This is a genomic window from Gluconobacter japonicus (genome assembly GCF_002723975.1).
Lineage (GTDB): Bacteria > Pseudomonadota > Alphaproteobacteria > Acetobacterales > Acetobacteraceae > Gluconobacter > Gluconobacter japonicus.
On the sequence record NZ_BEWO01000013.1, the window covers coordinates 48,981 to 69,251 of the forward strand.

Here is a 20,271-nt window from a genome sequence, read left to right on the forward strand (position 1 = left end):
TTTCCATAGCTGTTGCGCTGGCGCTGCAAGATACAGAAAAACTGCCCCAGCCAAACCGATTAGTACTGCAAGCAGCGTCATCATCATGCTGGTGCCGATCATATTACCAGCGATACTCTAAACGTGCCGTCAGATTGCGACCCTGCCCATAATAGCAGGCGGAAACAGCCGTACAGGTCGCTACGAACCTCTTATTGGCAATGTTTCGTGCGTTAAACGAAAATGACAGCCCTTTGTATCGAGGGTGAGCAAGAGCAAAATCATACCGCAGAAACAGATCGAACAACGTGTAATCCGGGATACGAAGCTTATTGGCCGTATCACCGAAGCTCGTACCTGTATAACGAACGCCGCCACCCAATCCGAGACCTGCCAGAGTTCCATGCTGGATACGCTGATCCAGAAACAGGGATGCCATCCATTTTGGTGCCTGACCAAGATAATTACCAACCTGGGAAGCCGTATTGGATCGGGTAATTTTGGCGTCACTTCGAGTGCCGGTAAAGATGACCGACATATCCCAGGGCAGATTGGCCTTCCCCTCCAGTTCCAGTCCACGGACGCGCCCCTGTCCTGTCTGTACAAGGCATGTGGCTGTGCCACACAGACGACCAGCGGGATCGGAAGTGGTCATGTTATTCTGGGTAATCTGGTAGCCCCCAAACGTGACGTAGATGCTTTTCCCGTACTGATAGCGAATACCGCCTTCGTACTGATCGCCAGTCGTTGGCTTGAATGGTTTGCCATCCACAGATGTTGACGGATCAGAGACCTGGGGCTGGAAAGACTGCGCATAGCTGAAATAAGGAGCAAGCCCATTATCAAACAGATACACGGCCCCTGCACGCCATGTGAACGCGTTTGAATTGGTGATGTAGCGAGACTTCGTCAGGACATTCAGTGTGTCATCACGCGCCCAATCCTGACGGCCACCGATCGTTACGCGCAGACGATCGAACTTGAGCTGGTCCTGAAAATAAATGCCGTTCTGTTCACTCACTGTTGCTGAATAAACCTGAGGATTCAGCCCAGAAGAATACCCCGCGCTGCCTCTGGCCTGGGGATTAAAAATATTCAGAACCGGGAAAACAAGCGACGAATTTACAAGATCGCGACTATGCCGCCAATTCGTATAAAAATAATCTGTCCCAACCAACAGAAGATGACGCACAGGACCTGTCTGAAGGTGCCCCTCAAGCTGTGTATCGGTCGTTACGCCCTGAGACTGACCACGTCCTTCTACAGCACGCCGGCTAACCGTTTCACCCGCAACACATCCGGCAATCGCCGCCGTACATTTCGATATCGTATCGCCCGATAGAACAGTGGCGCGATAAAGTGTATTGAGATAGGTATAACGCGTATTGTTTCGTACCGTCAGATAACGGTTGAACTTGTGTTCAAAGAACGACCCTGCCAGCGCCTGATTACGATCAAACGTATCCCAGCTTGGCTCTCCGATATTGGCGTCATTCGCAATATATCGGCCTTTGGATGAGTAAAGTGTACCCGTCGCAGGAAGAAACTGGAACGTCGACCCTCCCTGATCTCTCTGATACTGGGCGAGCAGGGTCCAAGTTGTACGCGGTGTAATTTTCCAGGTCAAACTGGGAGAAATATAATAACGACCTGTCCGGACCTCATTGACCTGCGTATTTCCATAGCGAGCCAGTCCAACAATACGTCCTGTAACGGTACCACTCTTGTTTAGGCGGCCAGAAACGTCACCAGAAGCCTGTCCTTGCCAGTTCGACAGGTTGGTAAAACCACTGCTTTGAAGGAAAAACTCCCCTTCACTTTTGTCAGTCGGGCGTTTGGTTACAAGATTGACCATGCCTCCTGGTGCTGTCTGCCCATAAAGAGCGCCGGACGGCCCCTTCAAGACTTCAATCTGCTGAAGAGCGAAGGGATCAAATGATGTTCGTGTCCACTGGCCACCAGAGGGCAGACGGAGACCATCCACGAAGTTATTGTTTGATGAGAACCCACCCGCACCAAACCCACGGACTGACACTTCATCCACACGGCTATCGATTCCTGACGGCTCAGACTGAACGCCTGCTGTGTAAGCCAGTGCATCGGCAATCGTCGGCGAGGCTCGCAGTTCGATTTCTTCGCGACTGACGATCGAAATTGACTGGGGAGACTCAATAATGGGCGTTCGTGTCTTTGTTGCAGAGGATGCGTGTGACATGCCTGTCGCAGTCACAACGATGATCTCTTCTTTGGATTTCGATGCCGGGTGTGATGCCGTTTTCTGTTGAGTCTTCTGAGGCGTTTTCTGCTTTTCGCCATCCACATCCCTTGCAACGACTGGCCTCTCCGCAGCTATGGCAACTGAGGTCAGCCCTGCAAAAACAAGAGCAGGAATCAAAGTACGTTTAGCGAAAGGAAAAGACATGTGCAGCCCACCGAAGTGCGATCGGAAATGCCGCCTCATATTTGCAATTGATAATAAGTGTCAATTGCAGGATGAGTTTTGAATTGCGTCAAATCGCTTCTACATTTTCTCAGGCATCTTTACCCAATAAGATACCCATAAAAATCAATACTTTATGGTTAATAAATCAAAACAAACTCAGGGACTAGTACGGAAAACATTCCACCCCGTATGCTGAACAAGACGTTCCAGCGCACGCGTTCCAAGCAGAGAATTTCCTTGCGTGTTCAGGCCTGGAGACCAGACGGCAACAGAGGCAACGCCTGGTGTAACCGCAAGAATACCGCCGCCCACACCCGATTTTCCAGGAAGACCGACACGAATGGCGAAAGAACCAGATCCATCATAATGGCCGCACATCATCATGAGGGCCAAAACAGTCTGGGCATTACGGGTTGAAATGACGCGCTCTCCCGTACGGGGATTAAGCCCGCCGGTCATTAGGTAAGTTCCTATTTCAGCAAGCTGCCGGCAACTCATGGTGAGGGCACACTGATGAAAGTAAAATGCCAGAGTTTCATCAACTGAATTGTGAATATTTCCAAATGTTCGCATGTAATTGGCGAGAGCTTTGTTACGAAACCCGGTTTCTTCTTCCTGACTGGCCACATCACGGTCGATAAAAATGGTATCAGGATCTACACTCAACGGACGAAGAAGGTTCAGAAGCTCACTCTGGGCACCTTCCAGCCCATAATGTGAAACCAGGATATCAGAAACAACGATCGCTCCGGCATTGATGAATGGATTTCTTGGAATGCCGTTTTCGTTCTCCAACTGAACAATCGAGTTAAATGCACTACCGGAGGGTTCCTGACGCACGCGGCTCCACAAGCCTGCGTCTACCGCATTCAAAGCCAGCGTCAGACCGAAAACCTTGGACACACTCTGAATGGAAAAAGCCTCTTCGGCATCGCCCACAGTATGACTGGCACCTTCTGCATCAACAATGGCCATACCAAACCGCCCCAGATCGACCGACGCCAAAGGGGGAATATAGTTCGCCACCTGCCCCCGATCTGTCTCAGCACGCATTTCATCTGCGATTTCCGCAATCGTATCGGTCAGTGACGTCATGGAATATTTCTCCAGAGCAGATTGGGCGCTGTCGTCACGCCTCAGGAACGTTTATTGCTTACGGTGAAATCACACGATGCCGGACGACCTCACCAACAATGACCAATGCTGGGGAAGATACCGATGCAGTCGCTGCCTGATCGGCAATTGTCGAAAGCGTTCCTGTCAGAACACGCTGGGAAGGCTGAGTGCCACGTTCAACAATGGCGACTGGCCAGTCTGAGGGAAGACCATTTTGGATCAGACCCGTCATCAGGGCTGGCAACGTAGATATTCCCATATAGATCACCACAGTCTGACGCCGATCTGCCATGTCATCCCATGGTAGATCCAGAACGCCATCAGCACGCGCATGTCCCGTGACAAAAAGACAGGCCTGCGCGCAATCCCGGTGGGTTAATGGAATACCGGCATAGGAGGCACAGCCGCTGGCGGCAGTAATACCCGGCACGACCCGGAATGAAACACCAGCCTCTATAAGAGACTCAATTTCCTCTCCCCCTCGCCCGAAAATAAACGGGTCCCCCCCTTTGAGACGCAGCACGCGTTGCCCTGCCCTCGCATAACGAACCATCTCTGCATTGATCGCCGATTGGGGCATGGCATGACGGTCACGCTGTTTGCCCACAAAAATCAGTTCAGCATCCCGACGCACACGCTCCAGAAGAACTTTTGGAAGAAGGTTATCATAAAGGACGACATCAGCATTCTGCATAAGATGCAGCGCTTTAAGCGTAAGAAGATCCGGGTCGCCCGGGCCACCACCGACGAGCCAGACCTCTCCGGCCTTTTTCTGCTCTGTCAGAAGCTGATCCAGCACACGATCAGCACGAGCATCCTCACCGGAAAGTGCAGCTTCAGCGCCCGGGCCATCCAGAAAATCTTCCCAGATCCGTTTGCGATCCTGAACGGCAGGATAATGAGCAGAAACATGCCCCCTGCGAGACTGCATATAAGCTGCAAGCTGACCTATTCCTTCCGGCATCCAGCTTTCAATCTGCTCCCGCAACCGGCGAGCCAGAACCGGTGCGCCGCCTGCCGTAGAAATAGCAACCCGCACCGCCCCCCGGCGGACCTGTGCGGGCGTAATGAACGTCGAAGGCTCCGGATCATCCACTGCGCAGACAGGAATATTCAGGCTCTCAGCGAGCGCTGCCACATTCCGATTAACCGCTCTGTCATCCGTTGCGGCATAAACAAGACGGCATCCTGCCATAACCTGCCTGAGCATCTCATCGTCAACCCGGCCACCAACATGCCGAGCCAAGCCTTCATCTACCCAGTTCTGAACAATCGGGTTCAGTGTCTCCGCAACGATCTCGATCCCTGCTCCATGATCGAGCAGGAGCCTCCCTTTGTTGACAGCGACTTCGCCTCCCCCAACAAGCAGAACACGTGCGCCCTCAAGGCGAAGGGAAATGGGAAACCAGCCTGTCTCAACCCCGGATGCGGGCATCTCTGTATCCATACGCTTTCAGAAAACGGTTCCGGAAAGGAACACCTGTCTCTTCACTACACGCCCGCTCCTGAGAGGCAAAGCCGGTCAGAGTACGGATGGTTACAAAAGCAACATCGCTCACATGGGCAGAAAGTGTTTTTTAGCGGTACCCGTACCCACCTCCGCCACCCATGTATGGACCACCATGATGATGGTGGTGGTGATGCCAGTCATGATCGCGGGGTCCATGACAGGCCATCAAAGGGAGCATCAAACCAAAGCCCAGAAACAATGTCGCAAGACGCTTCATCAATCATGTCCTCCTTCAGAACTGACGGAAAACTATTTCGGCAATATGGCCTGATTCAGGCGAAATCTGGAGGATGAATAACCGGGACAGAAAGTCTTTTCTGAAAGGAGCGTTATCTTTTCCAATGATTTGGCTTATAGTCCCAATACGTGCCGGGAGATCTCTTTCGTGCACCGCCCAGCCCGGAGTGCGCCATGGCCCAATTCCTCGTCAAAGCCTTTAAGTCCCTTCAGGACGGAGTAGGTTTTCCGGTTCTTTTGGGTATTCTGGCGGCCCTGGTACTCATCGGATACCTCGTGCTGTCTCTGCTGCTCACATGAGCTCGCAACGACAGTCTGAATTTTATTGATCGCCTGCTCTTCAGGGGCGCACGATACCCACTGACCGGAACTGATGAATGACCACAACCGAGATCGAAAGACGTCTCGAGTTCCTGCGTGAAGCTTCAAAACTGAAAGACGTCCTCCGTCGTTCCTTTACACAGGATGGCCAGCCAGAGAGCACAGCAGAGCATACATGGGGCCTGTGTCTTCTGGTCATGACCTTCGCAGATTATCTTGAAGGCCTCGATCTGCTGAAGCTGTTGAAAATCTGTATTTTGCACGATCTTGGGGAGGCCATTCATGGAGACGTTCCGGCAATCTCCATCGAAGCCTCTCTTAACAAATCCAAACAGGAGCGCGAAGATCTCCTGACCATCATGGCGCCGCTACCTGACACACTCCAGGCCGAGTTTCTTCAACTCTGGGATGAGTATGAAAACGCGTCCAGCCCTGAAGCTCGCATGGCCAAAGCGTTCGACAAGATCGAGACCATCTGGCAGCACAATAACGGTGTTAATCCCCCAGATTTCGATCATGGCTTCAATCTGACCTATGGTCGACGTTACACAGATCATTCCTCTCTGACCCGGGCGATAAGAGACGTTCTTGATCGGGAAACGCGGCGGAAGTCAGAAAAAGCATTCCTCTGATACCCCGTCACTATCGTTCTGTTGCTCGACAAAACGGACTGTATCCGTCACAACAAAGCTCTCCTCCCGTTGGTACGGCAAAGGCTTCCGCCCGATAACCGTACCAAAAGATTTAAGGTCCTAGCCCACGGAGATCAGCAGAGCGACAATGACTAGCCGCTTTCATGGCCGACCTGCCGCCGCTGCATCTCGTTTCCCTTTACGGAAGCTTTCCTGTTATAGCCTTGGAGCCGCTCTGTCCTGCGGAACCACCCTGGCACAGACAGACACGTCTCTTTCACAGAGTGCGCCTACAAGATCCACGCAAACAGAGAATCCCTCCACCACAGAGCGAATTATCGTCACAGGGCACAAGCCTGAGGGGGCAGTCATTGGCGCTCCCAAACCACTTATGCAGATCAGCGCGGATGAGATCCGCTCCTATGGCGTCGACACTGTTACTGATCTGCTCACGACTATTTCTCCAGAAACACGGTCTGGCCGTGGTGCTACCGGAAATGCGCCCGTTATCCTGTTGAATGGTAAACGGATCTCGGGCCTTCAGGAAGTCAACGATCTCCCGTTCGAGGCCATATCGCGCGTCGAAATCTTTACGGAAGAAGAAGCCCTGCGTTACGGCTATGCCGCAGATCAGCGCGTCGTGAATATCATCACCGTCAAGCAGTTCCGTGCCGTGAGAGCCCGCGCCTACGGAGAGACCTCAACTGATGGTGGGGGCGAGAACGGAGCGCTCTCACTTAGTTTCACCAGACTGCATGATGATCGACGCATCAACCTCAGCGCCCGTTACACTGCCAGTGCATGGCTGCGGGACAGCCAGCGTGGCGTAGTGCCGCCCGCAGCCAATTCCCTGTACTCCACACAGGGAAACCTGACTTCACCCGATGGTCAAAGCCTTGACCCGGCACTCGACAACCTTGCCGGGGAAAGCGTTACGACAGCAGGCAGTCCTTCCCTACCTTACGGACAGACCGCGACACTGAATGACATTCTACAGTCCGCAAATTCACTGACCAGCAGCACGAATGCGTCTGCCTATACCCTGCAACCGCGCAAGCATGAGCTTTCCCTGAATGGTGTTTATGCTGGTCACCTAACGAAAGACATCACCACCTCCCTCAATCTGAGCTTCGACCATCAGGATCAGATCAGTCTTCAAGGCCCGGCGCGGGGGATCGTCACGATACCGTCGGGGAATGCCTATTCGCCCTTTTCGCAAGATATTCTGCTGTATCGAAGTTTCAGCAGCGTCCGGCCTCTTCAGCAAACCGGGCACACTGAGACAGGCCATGCAGGCCTGAATTTCAACGGTGATCTCGGGGGCTGGAAATGGAATGGGAAAGGAAGCTACGACTACGCACGCACAGTCACAGAAAGCCAGACCGGCCTCTCCCTCATGGCAGCGCAGACGGCGTTGAACAGTGGTGATCTGTCTTTCGACCCGTGGTCCACCATTGCTCCCTCATGGCTGAACAGTCGGGTTGTCAATCATGGCCAGACAACCAGCAATCAGGGGCAGATCAGCGGCCTGCTATCAGGACCGGTCTTTTCTCTCCCCGCAGGGGATGCTTCAACAAGCATTGCTGCGACCGGAACCGTCAGCCAACAGAACGCAACATCCTCTGCAAATGGAATAACGTCTCGTTCATCAATCAGCCGGGATGTCGGTACTCTGAGACTTAACGGTGATCTGCCAATCGCCAATAAAAAGCAGCATGTTCTGTCATTTCTTGGCAAGCTTGATGCCAATGTGAACGGAGCGGTCAGTCAGGTGTCCCATTTCGGAACACTCGGTACACTTGGCGGTGGTGTCACATGGTCTCCCACAGGATGGATCCAGCTTCCTTTCTCGGTCCTGCAACAGACAGAAGCCCCAGCCGCCTCTTCTCTCGTTGCACCAACGATCGAGACCCCCAACGTCACAACCTATGACTATGTCCGCGGTGAGTCCGTACAGGTCACAACCATTTCCGGCGGCAACAGAAACCTACGCTCTGCAGACCGCCATGAACTCAGTCTGGGCGCCATTATTTCTCCGCCGTTTCTGGAAGGATCACGTCTGCATCTCAATTATGTGCATGACAACACACACCATCCCGTTCTTTCGCTCCCAAGCCCGACAGCAGCCATTCAGGATGCCTTTCCCGATAACTACCAGCGCAACGCTAACGATGTTCTGGAAACAGTCGATCTGCGTCCTGTGAATGTCGAAAGTGAGAAGCGTACCGAATGGAATGCCACCTTCTCCTTGTCACGTCCTTTTGGAGACGATCATGAAACATCCGGCCATAAAAGACATAATGATGGCGGCACTAAAGGACGGTACTATATCGTCCTGACACAGGTTTGGCGTCTGAATGATACCGTCAGACTAAGGGCAGGACTTCCCGCTATTGACCTGCTGAATGGTGGCACGGTTGGCGGACTGGGTGGAAAACCCAAACATGAAGTCGAACTTCAGGCCGGGGCTTACAAAAATGGCCTCGGTGTCAGACTGGATGGGAAATGGCAGTCAGGGAGTTCAACGCTCGGAAGCACGTCGGCAGGAAGCCTGTATTTTGGTAGCCTCGCAACACTCGATCTCTCCGTTTTCGTAACACTGGGAGATCTTCCACATTGGCAAAACCGGAACTGGGCCAAAAACTTTCGCATCATGCTGTCACTGGATAACGTCTCGAACACACGGATCCATGTACATAACGGTCTGGGCGTTACACCTGCAGGCTACCAGCCTGCATTCATGGACCCAATGGGTCGAACGATTGGCCTTTCCCTGCGCAAGACACTCTGACACAGGAAAGAATTCTGAGACTCAGAGTGTATGTTGCAGGATCGTCTGAGCAGACTGTTGCCAGGACACAGGTTTGAAGCGACGTTCGATCTCATCAGCCCAGCATTTCAGCTCATCGCGATCTTCTATGGCTTTCCCGATAACGCGCGACGCATCATGCAGATTCAACGGATCGAAATATCGTACCAGTCCTTGGTCACTTGTCCTTTCAGCCAGCGGTTTCGAAGCCAGACAGGGCTTGCCATACTGAAGGCTCTCGAGAGCCGGGAGACTGAGATCGCCTGACAGAGAAGGATCCACAGTGAACAGACAATTTCGATAAAGAGCGTCACGTTGGGCATCGGATGGCGCACTGACAAGCAGTACCTGCCCATTCAGCCAGTCGGAATTTTCAAGCTGCTGCATGAGATCACTTACCAGCCATCCAACCTGCCCGACAAAAACAAGTTTCGGAAGAGAACCCTCCGCCATTCCCTTTTGGAGATGGCGCCACACCCGCAGCAGAAGCTCGTGATTCCTGCGCGGCTCAAGTGTTCCCACACAGAGAACATAATTCCCTTCGAGGGGTGTTTTCCTGGCCGCCTGTCGGGACAGATTTCCCCCTGTCGGAGCAGGCCCACTTCCTACGGGAACCGTCACAATAGGCTGCAAAAGCGGGCGCTTGATATGCGCCAGATAGCCCGTCACCTCTTCGGCGACAGCATCACTTCTGACGAATACCTGGTCAACCAAAGGCAGAACAGTGCGATGCCAGGCTTCGTAATGAGTGTTCGTCGCCTTCGTAAACCATTCAGGATATCGAACAGGCTGAAGATCATGCACGAAAAGAGCGAATTGCACGCGCATGACATCCCGAAGCCAACGTATGGTCTGAGAATAATCCGGCCGATTCCAGCTTGGTCCCAGCGCCAGGAAAAAGTCACCCGGACGTGCCAGATCCTTAAGAGGGGCTCCGTTCAGAAGCGCTGAATGACGACTCTTTCCGGTTACTCCATCGTTTTTAGACAAGATAGAACGACGGACCAGGTTTTCCTGCCATTGCTGAGCACCGTATCTTGCGGCTGCTCCAAACCAGCCCGATGCGGCTCTCAGAACCTGAAACTGTGTTCTAAGAACATCTGCAATACCCGCGACGTGTGGGGGGGCAGCCCCGTTCCGGACCTTAGAATGTTTCTTTGCTTCACTCTGCCGCCCGATCACATGCAGAGCCCCTGTCCAATACTGTGTGACGACAGGCAGATCCTTCACATCTGCCCAGTCCACAGAAATCCAGTCCTGCGGACCACTTTTTCGACGCACGAACCCAATACGATCTGGGGCACAGGCTTGTAATGCCAGACAGACCTCAACAAGAAAGCGTCGAACGTCCTCCGAACAAACCTCTAAAGAAGGCGAGGTGAACAGAACATCCACATCAATCCAAACCCTGTTCATCAGTGGGCCCTCATCTCAGGCTGTTGCGACGAACGGTGAGCGACCTCACAGGATTTCAGAATAGCCCTGGCCGTATCAGACCACGGTGTCGGCTGAAAATCCCTACGGATATGCTCTTCCCAAGCTTTCAAGCCTTCACGATCCTCAATGGTCTGGCGAATGGTGCGATAGACATCCTCGAAATCATACGGATCGAAATACCGTGCAAATTTGCCTCCAGCTTCGGGAATGGATGTCACGTTGGACGCAACGCAGGGCCGCCCAAAAAGCAGACTTTCCGTTACCGGTAGTCCCCATCCCTCGTATAGCGATGGAAACACTGTAAAGAGGCAGTTCTTGTAGAGGCCCCGCAACTCTTCATCACTTGGTTCGCGGATCAAACGAATTTTGCCGTCCAAATACTCCGTATTCTCCATCTGCTGCATCAGATCTTCCACCATGGACGCAGGTCGCCCCGCGAAAACCAGCGTGGGAATATCTTCGTAAGCCTTTTCCCGCAGTAAGCGCGCCCAGACCCGAAACATCAGAATATGATTCTTGCGCGCCTCAAGGGTGGAAACAAAAAGAACATAGCTCCCGGCAGGAGGTAGCCCCGGAGCCTCTGCCTCTCTGGTCGCAGCCGTCATATCCCCGAACCCCCCGCCCATGGGCACGACCCACGGTGCCTGATTCAGATGAAGCCTGCGTTGGGCCAGGAAGTCCTGAACATCCTTTCTCGTAGCCTGACTGATCACCATGATATCACTGCATTGCGGCACAACATTCTCCAGCCACGCAGAGAATGTTGAGACCACCTGCGGGGGAAACCATTCTGGACATGTCAGTGGAATGAGATCGTAAATCAGCAATACCGGCTTGAGGCCATACGTCTTGCGGATCGCGTGAAGCCGCTCGCCAAAAGCAGCATCCGCCCATGCCGCGCCCATGATGAGGAAGATATCTCCAGGCTTCATGCCTCCTTCGCAAGAAACGGGCTCCGCTATCCGAACGGGTGTCCTTTGCGAAGATGTCGAGTGCCGGACAACGGACTGGCTTCTTAAATCCCTTACCATCCGCAGAACGCGCATCTGCAGGGTGCCAGCTCGCAACAATGGCCGCCCCAGTGGCTCCGGCATCTGCTCAAAGTTTCGAATCAACGCGTGCCGCATTCTATTGAACTGTTTGAACACCATTGCTTTCGCAAATGGTGACTTCAGGAGATATTTTCTTGTCGTCTTTTTCGGAACAGACGGCGCTTTCCGAACAGGCTCAGTAACAGCGCTCGCTTCGTCATCCGCCAGTGAAGCAAAGAGATTTTCGACATCCTGAGCGGACACGATACAGGCAGGGTTTCCATCAACACCCTTGCGCACATACCCGATATGCACCTCCTCCGACTGAGGAGTGCATCCGTGCAAAACCTGGAGAATTTCATAGACCTGACGCTGTATACCACTCGGTCTGCGATTATGCTCCGCGTACTGGAAGATATCCTGCATATCAATCCAGATGGTATATGCCGCCATGCTTCTCCCTGCTCTCAGGCAGCCGCCCGATCACCTGCTCTTTAATGGTTTTTTAACTCTATTGGCCGGTGGTATGGAGCACGCTCATCAAGAATACAATATGGCATCGGCGGTTGAGACGTGACGCCGACTGAAGTTATGAAATTCTTTGAAATATTCTATAGATTTATAAGTTACAGAGATCGGCAACAGTTAGGCCAATTCCTGAAAACTCTCTGTCGCTTAACATCGCATCGCCTGCCAAAACTTCACTAAGCTTAAGAGTTTTCTCCCCCTTGCCTCCAGCTTTGGGCACTCTTGTTACTCGGAATTTTTTTTTCGTTCTAATCCATGATCTCACAACGAAATCTCGGCGCATTCTTGAAAATGCAACGTTCGGTCATAAAATGTGAGTTTTGATTTTCGCATAAAAGCCTATCTCTGAGGCCGATATGTGACAACGATCTGACAGTGATGAAAGTTTCCATACCCTGATGTCGGACGAACAATCGTCTTTACAGCCTCTGAAAGCGGTCGGCGGCCGACGTGTCATAAAAAATGTGAGCCTGCTTTTGGGAGGGCGTGCGATCAACGCTCCACTCAGCCTTGTTCACATCTGGCTGGCGACCCACCTTCTCGGCAGTCACGGGTTTGGTTTGGTGGCCATGATGTATGCATTTGCCCGGACAATGAGTGACCTTGTGGATTTCCAATCCTGGCAGACTGTTCTGAAATATGGACTGCATCCTTTGACCGTCGGGGATTTTTCCGGCTTTCAGCGCGTTGTTGCGTTTAGCTTTCTTCTAGACGGTATCGGCGGCCTGATAGGTTGCGCAGGAGGGATCGCCATCAGCCTGTCCGGCATGACACTTCTGGGCTGGCCTCCGGAAATCCATGTCGTTGGCGTCGTTTTCTGTGTTTCGATCCTCTTCATGGCCTCAGCGACCCCGACAGGACTACTCAGCGTCTTTAACCGGTATGATCTGATTTCCATTCAGGGAGTAGCTGCGACAATTGTCCGCGTGATCGGCACAGCCGCACTTACCTTCACTGGCGCATCCGTCATGGCGCTCGCTACAGTATGGATTTTAGCGGAAGTTGTTGCGTGGGCCACTTTAAGCGTCATGGCCCTGCGTGAACTGATGCGTCGGAACCTGATCAGAGGTCTCCCTACGGAACTTTGGAAGCTTCTGCCGGATCTTGCCAACGGATTTTTTTTTCGCACTCACCCGGGCATCCGGCGGTTTGCATTGGCAACGAACCTCAATTCTGCTCTGGCCCTGACTTTCAATCATATCGGAACGCTGGTCGTCGGGGCCTATGCGGGACCCGCCAGTGCGGGCTACTGCCGCATCGCCAGCCAGATTGCTTCTGGCATCGCCAAACCGGCCTCCATCATACAGACAACGGTTTACCCTGAAATGGCCCGCTTGTGGCGTGAACATGCCATGACCCGCCTGTATCGACTAACCTTTCAAGTAGCTCTGGCAGCCGGCGGCATTGGCACATGCCTGCTGATTGCGACGCTACTGGCTGGAAAACCACTTCTCCAACTCTATATTGGCCATAGCGGAGCGGTTCAGACACTCCCCGTGATCCTGTGGCTCCTTGCTGCAGAAGTCGTCGCTGTCTGGGGGCTTCCGCTGGAGCCTCTGCTTTTCACAACCAATCGCTCGGGAGCGGCCACGTCTGTCCGCTTTCTGGATTGCCTCGTGTTTTTCCCTGGGCTTGTGCTGGTTGTTCGCCGCTATGGACTGGACGGTGTTGGCCCCATGACTCTTCTGGGCGTCACACTCCTGATCGGTCTGCAGCTTTTCCTTGTCCTTCGAACCCCTACATTGCGGACGGCAAACGGACTATGAAAGTCGTCTTTCCCTTGATTGCACAGCGTCATCAGACGCTGCATGCCCTGCCAATCGCGCTCGAAATGTCCGCGCGGTACCCTGAAATATCCGTGCATGTCGCCTGCCTGACCAGCAGCCATCTTGAACTGGCCCGCTCACTGGCAGCCCTCTACCCGGAATCGCGGGTTCAGTTCGATCTTCTCCCCATTTCGGAGAATCTGCGCCATCGCATTGAAGCTCAGGGCCTCCGTGTGTTGGACAGATTGCTGGGCCTTTTCTTTTCACGTCGGTATTTCCGCGGCTTCGAAGCAATCATCGTCCCTGAAGCAACCTCCCTGCAGCTTCGTAACATGGGTGTGCGCACACCTCGCATGATCTGGACAGGCCATGGCGCAGGTGACCGGGCCATCGGCTTTGCACAGCACCTACGGAAATTTGATTACCTGCTTGTGCCAGGCAGAAAAGTCGAAGACCGCATGCTGAAGAACGGTATTATCCGTCCGGGATTTTATCATCGTGGAACATACGCGAAGTTTGATCTGGTTCGGCGAATGCATGCCCGCAGACAGCCGCTGTTCAGCAATAATCGTCCAACCGTTCTATATAACCCGCATTTCGTACAGCGTTTCTCATCCTGGAAAGCCATGGGGCGCGACCTTCTGGACTTCTTCGCCAGACAGGACCAGTACAATGTGATCTTCGCGCCGCACTTCCGTCTCTTTGACAATAATCGTGATGAGGGAGAAGCCCTCAAACGAGATTATGAGAGTGTTCCGCACCTTATCGTTGATCCTGGCAGTCAACGCAGCATCGATATGACCTACACCATGGGTGCAGATCTCTATCTCGGGGATGTCAGCAGTCAGGTTGCAGAATTCATGATAAAACCCCGTCCCTGTCTGTTTCTGAACGCTCATGAGGCAGACTGGCAGAATAATCCGAATTATCAGTCATGGACGCTCGGGCCTGTTACGGATAATATCACCCATCCCGCTGATGAAATTGTTAAGGCGTTTGAGACGCACTCACGTTTCCTTGAGATTCAGCGTCAATATGTACTAGAGACATTCGAAACTCTAGGCGAACAGCCTACGGCGCCCGCTGCTGCGGATGCCATTGTCGATTTTTTACAGAAAGCCGCCTGATGTCCGGCGACCCCAATGGAGCTAGTCTAGGTTTGACCGAGGACAACCAGAACCCCATCGCCCATCCCGCTCCAACGCCAAGCCGTTCAGGTCTGGTCAGACGGTACGGAGATTTCCCAAGCTTCGCCGCAGCGCTTGATTATGCAGCCCAGGGCGAGAGTGGATTCAACATCTACTCCGGACGTGGACAGCTTCTGGAAGCCCTGCCTTACCGCGTCTTGCGCGAACAGGCGATTTCGATGGCCCGACGCCTTCTGGGCCTCGGCTTGGCTCCTGGAGACCGTGTCGCAATTGTCGCGGAAAGCGATGGCGATTTCGCCCGCATTTTCTTTGGCTGTCAGTATGCGGGCCTGGTTCCTGCTCCCCTGCCCCTTCCGGTCGCCTTTGGCGGCAAGGAAGGCTATGTCTCCACGCTTCGTGGCATGATCCAGGTTGCCGCTGCCCGTGCAGTGGTCGTGCCGGATGTGATCGGAAGCTGGACGTCCGATATCGTGGACGGTCTGGACCTGATCTTTGGCGGCTCTCCCGCCGATCTGCATCGCCATGCCGAGGCTAGCGTCGATCTGCCGGAAATCAGCTCTGAAGACCTGTCCTATCTCCAGTTTTCGTCGGGTAGCACACGCTTCCCGATGGGTGTTTCCGTCACGCAGGCCGCCGGTATGGCCAATGCCCGCGCTATTGCCCGGGACGGCCTGAAGGTTCATCCGGCAGAAGATCCCCGCGATGATCGCTGTGTGTCCTGGTTGCCGCTTTATCATGATATGGGGCTGGTCGGGTTCTTCCTGACGCCACTGACATGCCAGTTGACGGTCGATCTTCTCCCGACACGCGAATTTGCACGCCGTCCGCATGTCTGGCTGGATCTGATTTCTCGCAACCGTGGCACAATCGCCTACAGCCCCTCTTTTGGGTATGAACTATGCTCGCGCCGTAGCGGTCAGGCCGATCTGGATCTGTCCTGCTGGCGTATTGCAGGCATTGGTGGCGACATGATCCGCCATCATATCCTTGAAGGATTTGCCGAGCGTTTTGCCTCAAATGGCTTTGATGCACGCGCTTTCGTTGCCAGCTATGGCATGGCCGAAGCCACGCTCGCCATCAGTTTTGCTCCGCTGGACACAGGCATCCAGACCGATACGATCGACCTGCGAACTCTGGAAAAGGACGGGCTTGCCCAGCCTTCCAACGATCCGTCTCATGCTCTCCGAACATTCGTCCTCTGCGGCGAGCCTCTGCCTGAGCATGAGATCGAAGTTCGCGATCCATCAGGGAAAGTGTTGCCTGACCGCCATGTTGGCTGCGTCTTCGTGCGTGGCCCCAGCCTGATGTGTGGCTATTTCCGGCGCCCTGAAGAAACGGAAGCCGTTCTGGACGCTGATGGCTGGCTGAATACGGGTGACCTTGGCTATCACCTGAATGGACAGATTGTTGTCACAGGCCGCGCCAAGGATCTCATTATCATTAACGGCCGCAATATCTGGCCTCAGGATCTTGAATGGTCCGCTGAAAGCGAAATCAGCACCCTGCGCTCTCGTGACGTTGCTGTTTTTTCGGTTGAAACCGAAACTGGCGAGAACATCGTGGCTCTGGTGCAATGCCGCGCCACCGAAGAAGAAAACCGCAACAGTCTGCGTGATGAGGTGACCAGCCTTTTCCGTCGCCTGCATGGCGTGGACGTGAAAGTTGTTCTGGTTCCCCCGCGCACACTGCCCCAGACATCCTCCGGAAAGCTGACGCGTGCCCGCGCCAAGGCGATGCTTCTCTCGGGTCAGTTCGATCTGGAACAAGAGACAAGTTCAGCAGCCTGAAAAAACGTCAGCCCGCTCCCCCTTGCACAGAGGGGGTAGCGGACTGACGTGCTTTGACGCATAAAGCGTCCCCAAAACTGCACAGAAGACCGAGAGTTCAATTTCATGACTGACAGCGTCGCCGGCATCTCCGGCATGATCATCGAAAAACTGCTCGCCAACCCGAAAGTTCCACGGGACATCAATGGCAACAGCAAGATCGTCGAAGATCTGGCTTTCGATAGCCTCGCTGTCATGAACTTTGTCATGGAAATTGAAGACGAGCTGGACGTCTCTGTTCCGCTCGACAAACTGGCCGATATCCGGACCATTAACGATCTGGCAGCATGTCTGCACACTCTCAAGGCCAGCCAAGCGTGATCGATATTTTTGCCAAACATGCCGCACTTCGCGCTGCTTACGAAGGATTGACTGCGGCCTCTCCCCGCAATCCTTTTGAAGTCGTGATTGAACGGCCTCTTTCGGCAACCGTGGGGTTGATCGAAGGGCGGGAGACACTCCTGTTCGGCACGAACAACTATCTTGGTCTGAGCCAGTCTTCGCGCGCGGCTGACGCTGCCATTGAAACCGCCCGCACCATGGGTGTTGGCACGACAGGTTCCCGAATTGCCAATGGCACGTTCGGCTTGCATCAGCGCCTTGAACAGCGCCTTGCGTCCTTCTTCGGCCGCAAGCACTGCATGGTGTTCTCAACCGGATATCAGGCCAATCTGGGCACGATTTCCGCGCTCGTGAACAAGGACGACGTCCTGCTTCTCGATGCCGACAGCCATGCCAGCATTTATGATGGTGCAAAGCTGTCCGGCGCGCAGGTCATCCGGTTCCGCCACAATGATCCGGTCGATCTGGAAAAGCGTCTTGCACGCCTAAAAGATCATCCGGGCGCGAAACTGATCATTGCCGAAGGCATCTATTCCATGACGGGGAATGTCGCCCCGCTGGACAAGTTTGTGGACATCAAGACGCGTTACGGCGCTTACCTGATGGCAGATGAGGCGCACTCTTTCGGCGTCCTCGGCGAGCATGGTCGTGGCGTTGCAGAGATGCAGGGCTGTGAAGACGGGATCGACTTCATTGTCGGCACGTTCTCGAAGTCACTCGGCACGGTTGGCGGCTACTGCATCACGGACCATGACGGCGTGGATCTGATGCGCCTCTGCTCACGCCCTTACATGTTCACAGCGTCCCTCCCCCCGGAAATTATCGCTGCAACCCTTGCGGCTCTGGACGACATGGAAGCGCGCCCGGAACTGCGCGTGAAGTTGCAGGAAAATGCCGCCCGTCTTCATGCAGGCTTAAAGGCTGCCGGACTCCAGACAGGTGAACATGTTTCTCCGGTGGTGGCTGTAACGCTTGAGAACATTCCACAGGCCGTTGGCTTCTGGAATGCTCTGTTGGAAAACGGCGTGTATGTAAATCTGTCTCTACCGCCTGCAACGCCTGATAACCGCCCTCTTCTGCGGTGCTCCGTCATGGCAGCACACAGCGCTGAGGAAATTGACAAAGCCGCGGCTGTTTTCAAGGCTGTAGCAGAACACTTCCAAGCCTGAAATTACTCATCCAGACATAAAAAAGGACCTCTTCGGAGGTCCTTTTTTTGTGCCTCAGTTTTGCGTCTGAGACTGCTTCCTCAAACGCTGCATCCGTTTCAGAAGAATAGGCAGAAATAAGAGTGGATGCTTTCTTTCCGCTTCGGAGAGGTTGAGATCCAACCCTGTATGGCGCTGGATTTTCCACGCGAGATACGATGCGCCGTTCTCAAAAGTAAAAGCCGCCTTTATCAGGCGTGCCACATTCCGAGGCTTCCCTGTCTGCCCGACCAGGCCCCATCGCCGAACTGCACGCTTACGGGCGGAGAAAGACAAAACGGGTTCCAACCTGTTACCAGTAGCCGAGTAACGCAAATGAGCCCGTGCCCATCCCAGCGGGAGCATCGCAGCGAACCGCGCTTCCTGACCAACGATCAGACTATGCCCTCGCCCCTTCTTTTCAACCCGTAGTTCAGAGGCATATGTCCGCGCGAAAAGAGATTGCCAGTATTCAACAGCCGTCATGCCCGGCTGCCCCAGAAGAGCCGCCCAGCAAGACGCTGTCGTCACGCATCGGGCAATCAGATCAAGCAGCGTATCAGCTGCCTTTGCATCCCGCACCCAGATGAGCCTGACAGGCTGACAAAACCTGGCCCACAGAGTCGTATCCAGTGTGCCGAGCGTTGTCCGCTCTTTAAACTGCTGTTGTGACAGAACGGCGATCTTGGCCCGTAAAATGCGCTGCCCGGCCTTAAACTCCGCATAACGCACATTGGGCGGTAACAGAAGGTTTCCCGTTCGCGAGATTAGTCCGCCCGTAAAGCCGGAGGCATCTTCCGTGACAATATAGAAATCGAGAATGCCCTCGAAATCTTCCGTCCTCAGGACAGAGCCGTAAAACAGCACGCCAAGAGGAACCTGCGGGCAAGCCAATGCCAAAGCATCCGCAAAAGCCACGACATCCGGATGAACCGGGGTCGTCAGTTCCCCGATCAGAAACTTTTCAAGTGCGTCAGGCATGGAGGAAACGGAATGCCGGTCCGCGCTCAAGGCGGATCTGCTCATGCTCGGACGGAGTAAAAACCTCTCCATCCAGAACGAAATCGCTTTTCGTCGTCAACATCATATCGTCTGTCCGACCACTGACATAGTCCGGATGGCGACGCAGCCAGCGGGGTGCACGACCACACAGAAGTGCAGCAGTTGCGCGTGAGAGATTCTCTGGATGAGCTCCGACATCAAGATAGCGAAGCCCCTCGACATTTGGCTCTGCATCCCAGAAGGGCCAGATTCCGCGTGAAAGTTTGGACAGGCCAGTCGTCAGGAACATGAAACTGTTTCCGTCATAGGCATGACCGGAGGTTTCAACCCTGAGAGGCTCACCCGCGAGCCAGCTTTCCCGACTTTTACGAAACATGAGGCTGACAACAGTACTCAGCAACGTAAAGCCAACAGCCAGATCATGCGGAGCGAAACGCACTACTGTTGGAGAATGCGCCACCCTGACGGCCCGTGCATACCCTGTACAGCCCCCAAAAAGCCCCAGAACCGGAACACGATCTGTCTCCGGCCATGACAACCGGATCGGTGTGCGGATGCTGGAGCGCATAGCAGCTCCTTGCTGAAGGCGCTGGATCGCCTCCATTCCGCGCAGCCCGAACCCGACATCATTGGCAATCAGATTGGTATTTCCGGAAGCCAGAACGGCAATATCAGGCAAACGGTCGGCTGGATAAGCGCGCGCAATTGCCGTCAGGGCCGTGCTGACCGTACCATCTCCGCCATCAATCACGATTGTCCGCACATCCCTTGCGCAAAGATGACGCACATGCTCCGTCATGCCTTCCCGACTGTCAGACGGAACAAAGTTTTCACCCAGAAGAGCCTTGGCTTCCGCGGCAAAGACAGAGCCGCCGCGCCTGTTCTTGCGACTACGGGCATTATGGATAAGAGCAAATCGCACTATGAGGGAATTCTTCGCGTTATGTTCGGAGCTAT

General features: G+C 54.0%; 16 protein-coding genes. 8 read left to right on the forward strand and 8 right to left on the reverse strand.

What is annotated here, in order from left to right; genetic code table 11:
* Positions 1–103 precede the first annotated feature (103 nt).
* The 4 genes from GJA01_RS10045 to GJA01_RS15260 form a co-directional block, all read right to left on the reverse strand.
* Positions 104–2,401, reverse strand: coding sequence for a TonB-dependent siderophore receptor (locus GJA01_RS10045; RefSeq protein ID WP_062503246.1), 2,298 nt, complete (start codon positions 2,399–2,401; stop codon positions 104–106).
* 177 nt (positions 2,402–2,578) lie between these two features.
* Positions 2,579–3,517: a glutaminase gene (locus GJA01_RS10050; RefSeq protein ID WP_062503245.1), complete on the reverse strand. Its 939-nt coding sequence runs from the start codon at positions 3,515–3,517 to the stop codon at positions 2,579–2,581.
* 58 nt (positions 3,518–3,575) lie between these two features.
* Complete coding sequence (cysG, locus tag GJA01_RS10055; RefSeq protein WP_373317489.1) at positions 3,576–4,973, reverse strand: siroheme synthase CysG; 1,398 nt, start codon at positions 4,971–4,973, stop codon at positions 3,576–3,578.
* 142 nt (positions 4,974–5,115) lie between these two features.
* Positions 5,116–5,265, reverse strand: coding sequence for a hypothetical protein (locus GJA01_RS15260; RefSeq protein ID WP_169925636.1), 150 nt, complete (start codon positions 5,263–5,265; stop codon positions 5,116–5,118).
* 194 nt (positions 5,266–5,459) lie between these two features.
* On the opposite strand from GJA01_RS15260, the gene GJA01_RS15550 reads away from it, so the two are divergent.
* The 3 genes from GJA01_RS15550 to GJA01_RS10065 all read left to right on the forward strand — a co-directional run bounded on the left by GJA01_RS15550 (position 5,460) and on the right by GJA01_RS10065 (position 9,029).
* Positions 5,460–5,585: a hypothetical protein gene (locus GJA01_RS15550; RefSeq protein ID WP_023945527.1), complete on the forward strand. Its 126-nt coding sequence runs from the start codon at positions 5,460–5,462 to the stop codon at positions 5,583–5,585.
* Between the two features lie 77 nt (positions 5,586–5,662).
* The gene (locus GJA01_RS10060; RefSeq protein WP_062502889.1) at positions 5,663–6,238 is read left to right on the forward strand and encodes an HD domain-containing protein; all 576 of its coding nucleotides are present in this window, start codon (positions 5,663–5,665) and stop codon (positions 6,236–6,238) included.
* A gap of 148 nt (positions 6,239–6,386) precedes the next feature.
* Positions 6,387–9,029, forward strand: coding sequence for a TonB-dependent receptor (locus GJA01_RS10065; RefSeq protein WP_062502887.1), 2,643 nt, complete (start codon positions 6,387–6,389; stop codon positions 9,027–9,029).
* A 21-nt stretch (positions 9,030–9,050) separates the two neighbouring features.
* Here the strand turns inward: GJA01_RS10065 and GJA01_RS10070 are convergent, their stop codons facing one another.
* On the reverse strand, positions 9,051–10,463 hold the full coding sequence (locus GJA01_RS10070) for a glycosyltransferase (protein ID WP_062502885.1): 1,413 nt from the start codon (positions 10,461–10,463) through the stop codon (positions 9,051–9,053).
* On the reverse strand, positions 10,463–11,968 hold the full coding sequence (locus GJA01_RS10075; protein WP_062502883.1) for a glycosyltransferase family 4 protein: 1,506 nt from the start codon (positions 11,966–11,968) through the stop codon (positions 10,463–10,465). Before GJA01_RS10075 ends, GJA01_RS10070 begins: the two co-directional genes overlap by 1 nt.
* A 473-nt stretch (positions 11,969–12,441) precedes the next feature.
* On the opposite strand from GJA01_RS10075, the gene GJA01_RS10080 reads away from it, so the two are divergent.
* The 5 genes from GJA01_RS10080 (at position 12,442) to spt (ending at position 18,294) form a co-directional block, all read left to right on the forward strand.
* A complete protein-coding gene (locus GJA01_RS10080) occupies positions 12,442–13,809 on the forward strand; it encodes a lipopolysaccharide biosynthesis protein (RefSeq protein ID WP_062502881.1) in 1,368 nt (455 codons plus the stop codon).
* A complete protein-coding gene (locus GJA01_RS10085; RefSeq protein WP_023945515.1) occupies positions 13,806–14,936 on the forward strand; it encodes a hypothetical protein in 1,131 nt (376 codons plus the stop codon). The genes GJA01_RS10080 and GJA01_RS10085 overlap by 4 nt, the downstream gene beginning before the upstream one ends.
* The gene (locus tag GJA01_RS10090) at positions 14,936–16,744 is read left to right on the forward strand and encodes a fatty acyl-AMP ligase (RefSeq protein WP_231868523.1); all 1,809 of its coding nucleotides are present in this window, start codon (positions 14,936–14,938) and stop codon (positions 16,742–16,744) included. Before GJA01_RS10085 ends, GJA01_RS10090 begins: the two co-directional genes overlap by 1 nt.
* A gap of 105 nt (positions 16,745–16,849) precedes the next feature.
* Positions 16,850–17,104 (forward strand): acyl carrier protein, encoded by a 255-nt coding sequence (locus GJA01_RS10095; RefSeq protein ID WP_007282203.1) that lies wholly within the window; start codon positions 16,850–16,852, stop codon positions 17,102–17,104.
* Positions 17,071–18,294: a serine palmitoyltransferase gene (gene spt, locus GJA01_RS10100; protein WP_253783165.1), complete on the forward strand. Its 1,224-nt coding sequence runs from the start codon at positions 17,071–17,073 to the stop codon at positions 18,292–18,294. Before GJA01_RS10095 ends, spt begins: the two co-directional genes overlap by 34 nt.
* A 54-nt stretch (positions 18,295–18,348) precedes the next feature.
* Here spt and GJA01_RS10105 read toward each other — a convergent pair whose 3' ends face one another.
* A complete protein-coding gene (locus GJA01_RS10105; RefSeq protein ID WP_062502879.1) occupies positions 18,349–19,293 on the reverse strand; it encodes a hypothetical protein in 945 nt (314 codons plus the stop codon).
* Positions 19,286–20,236: a diacylglycerol/lipid kinase family protein gene (locus GJA01_RS10110; RefSeq protein WP_062502877.1), complete on the reverse strand. Its 951-nt coding sequence runs from the start codon at positions 20,234–20,236 to the stop codon at positions 19,286–19,288. Before GJA01_RS10110 ends, GJA01_RS10105 begins: the two co-directional genes overlap by 8 nt.
* Positions 20,237–20,271: the final 35 nt, after the last annotated feature.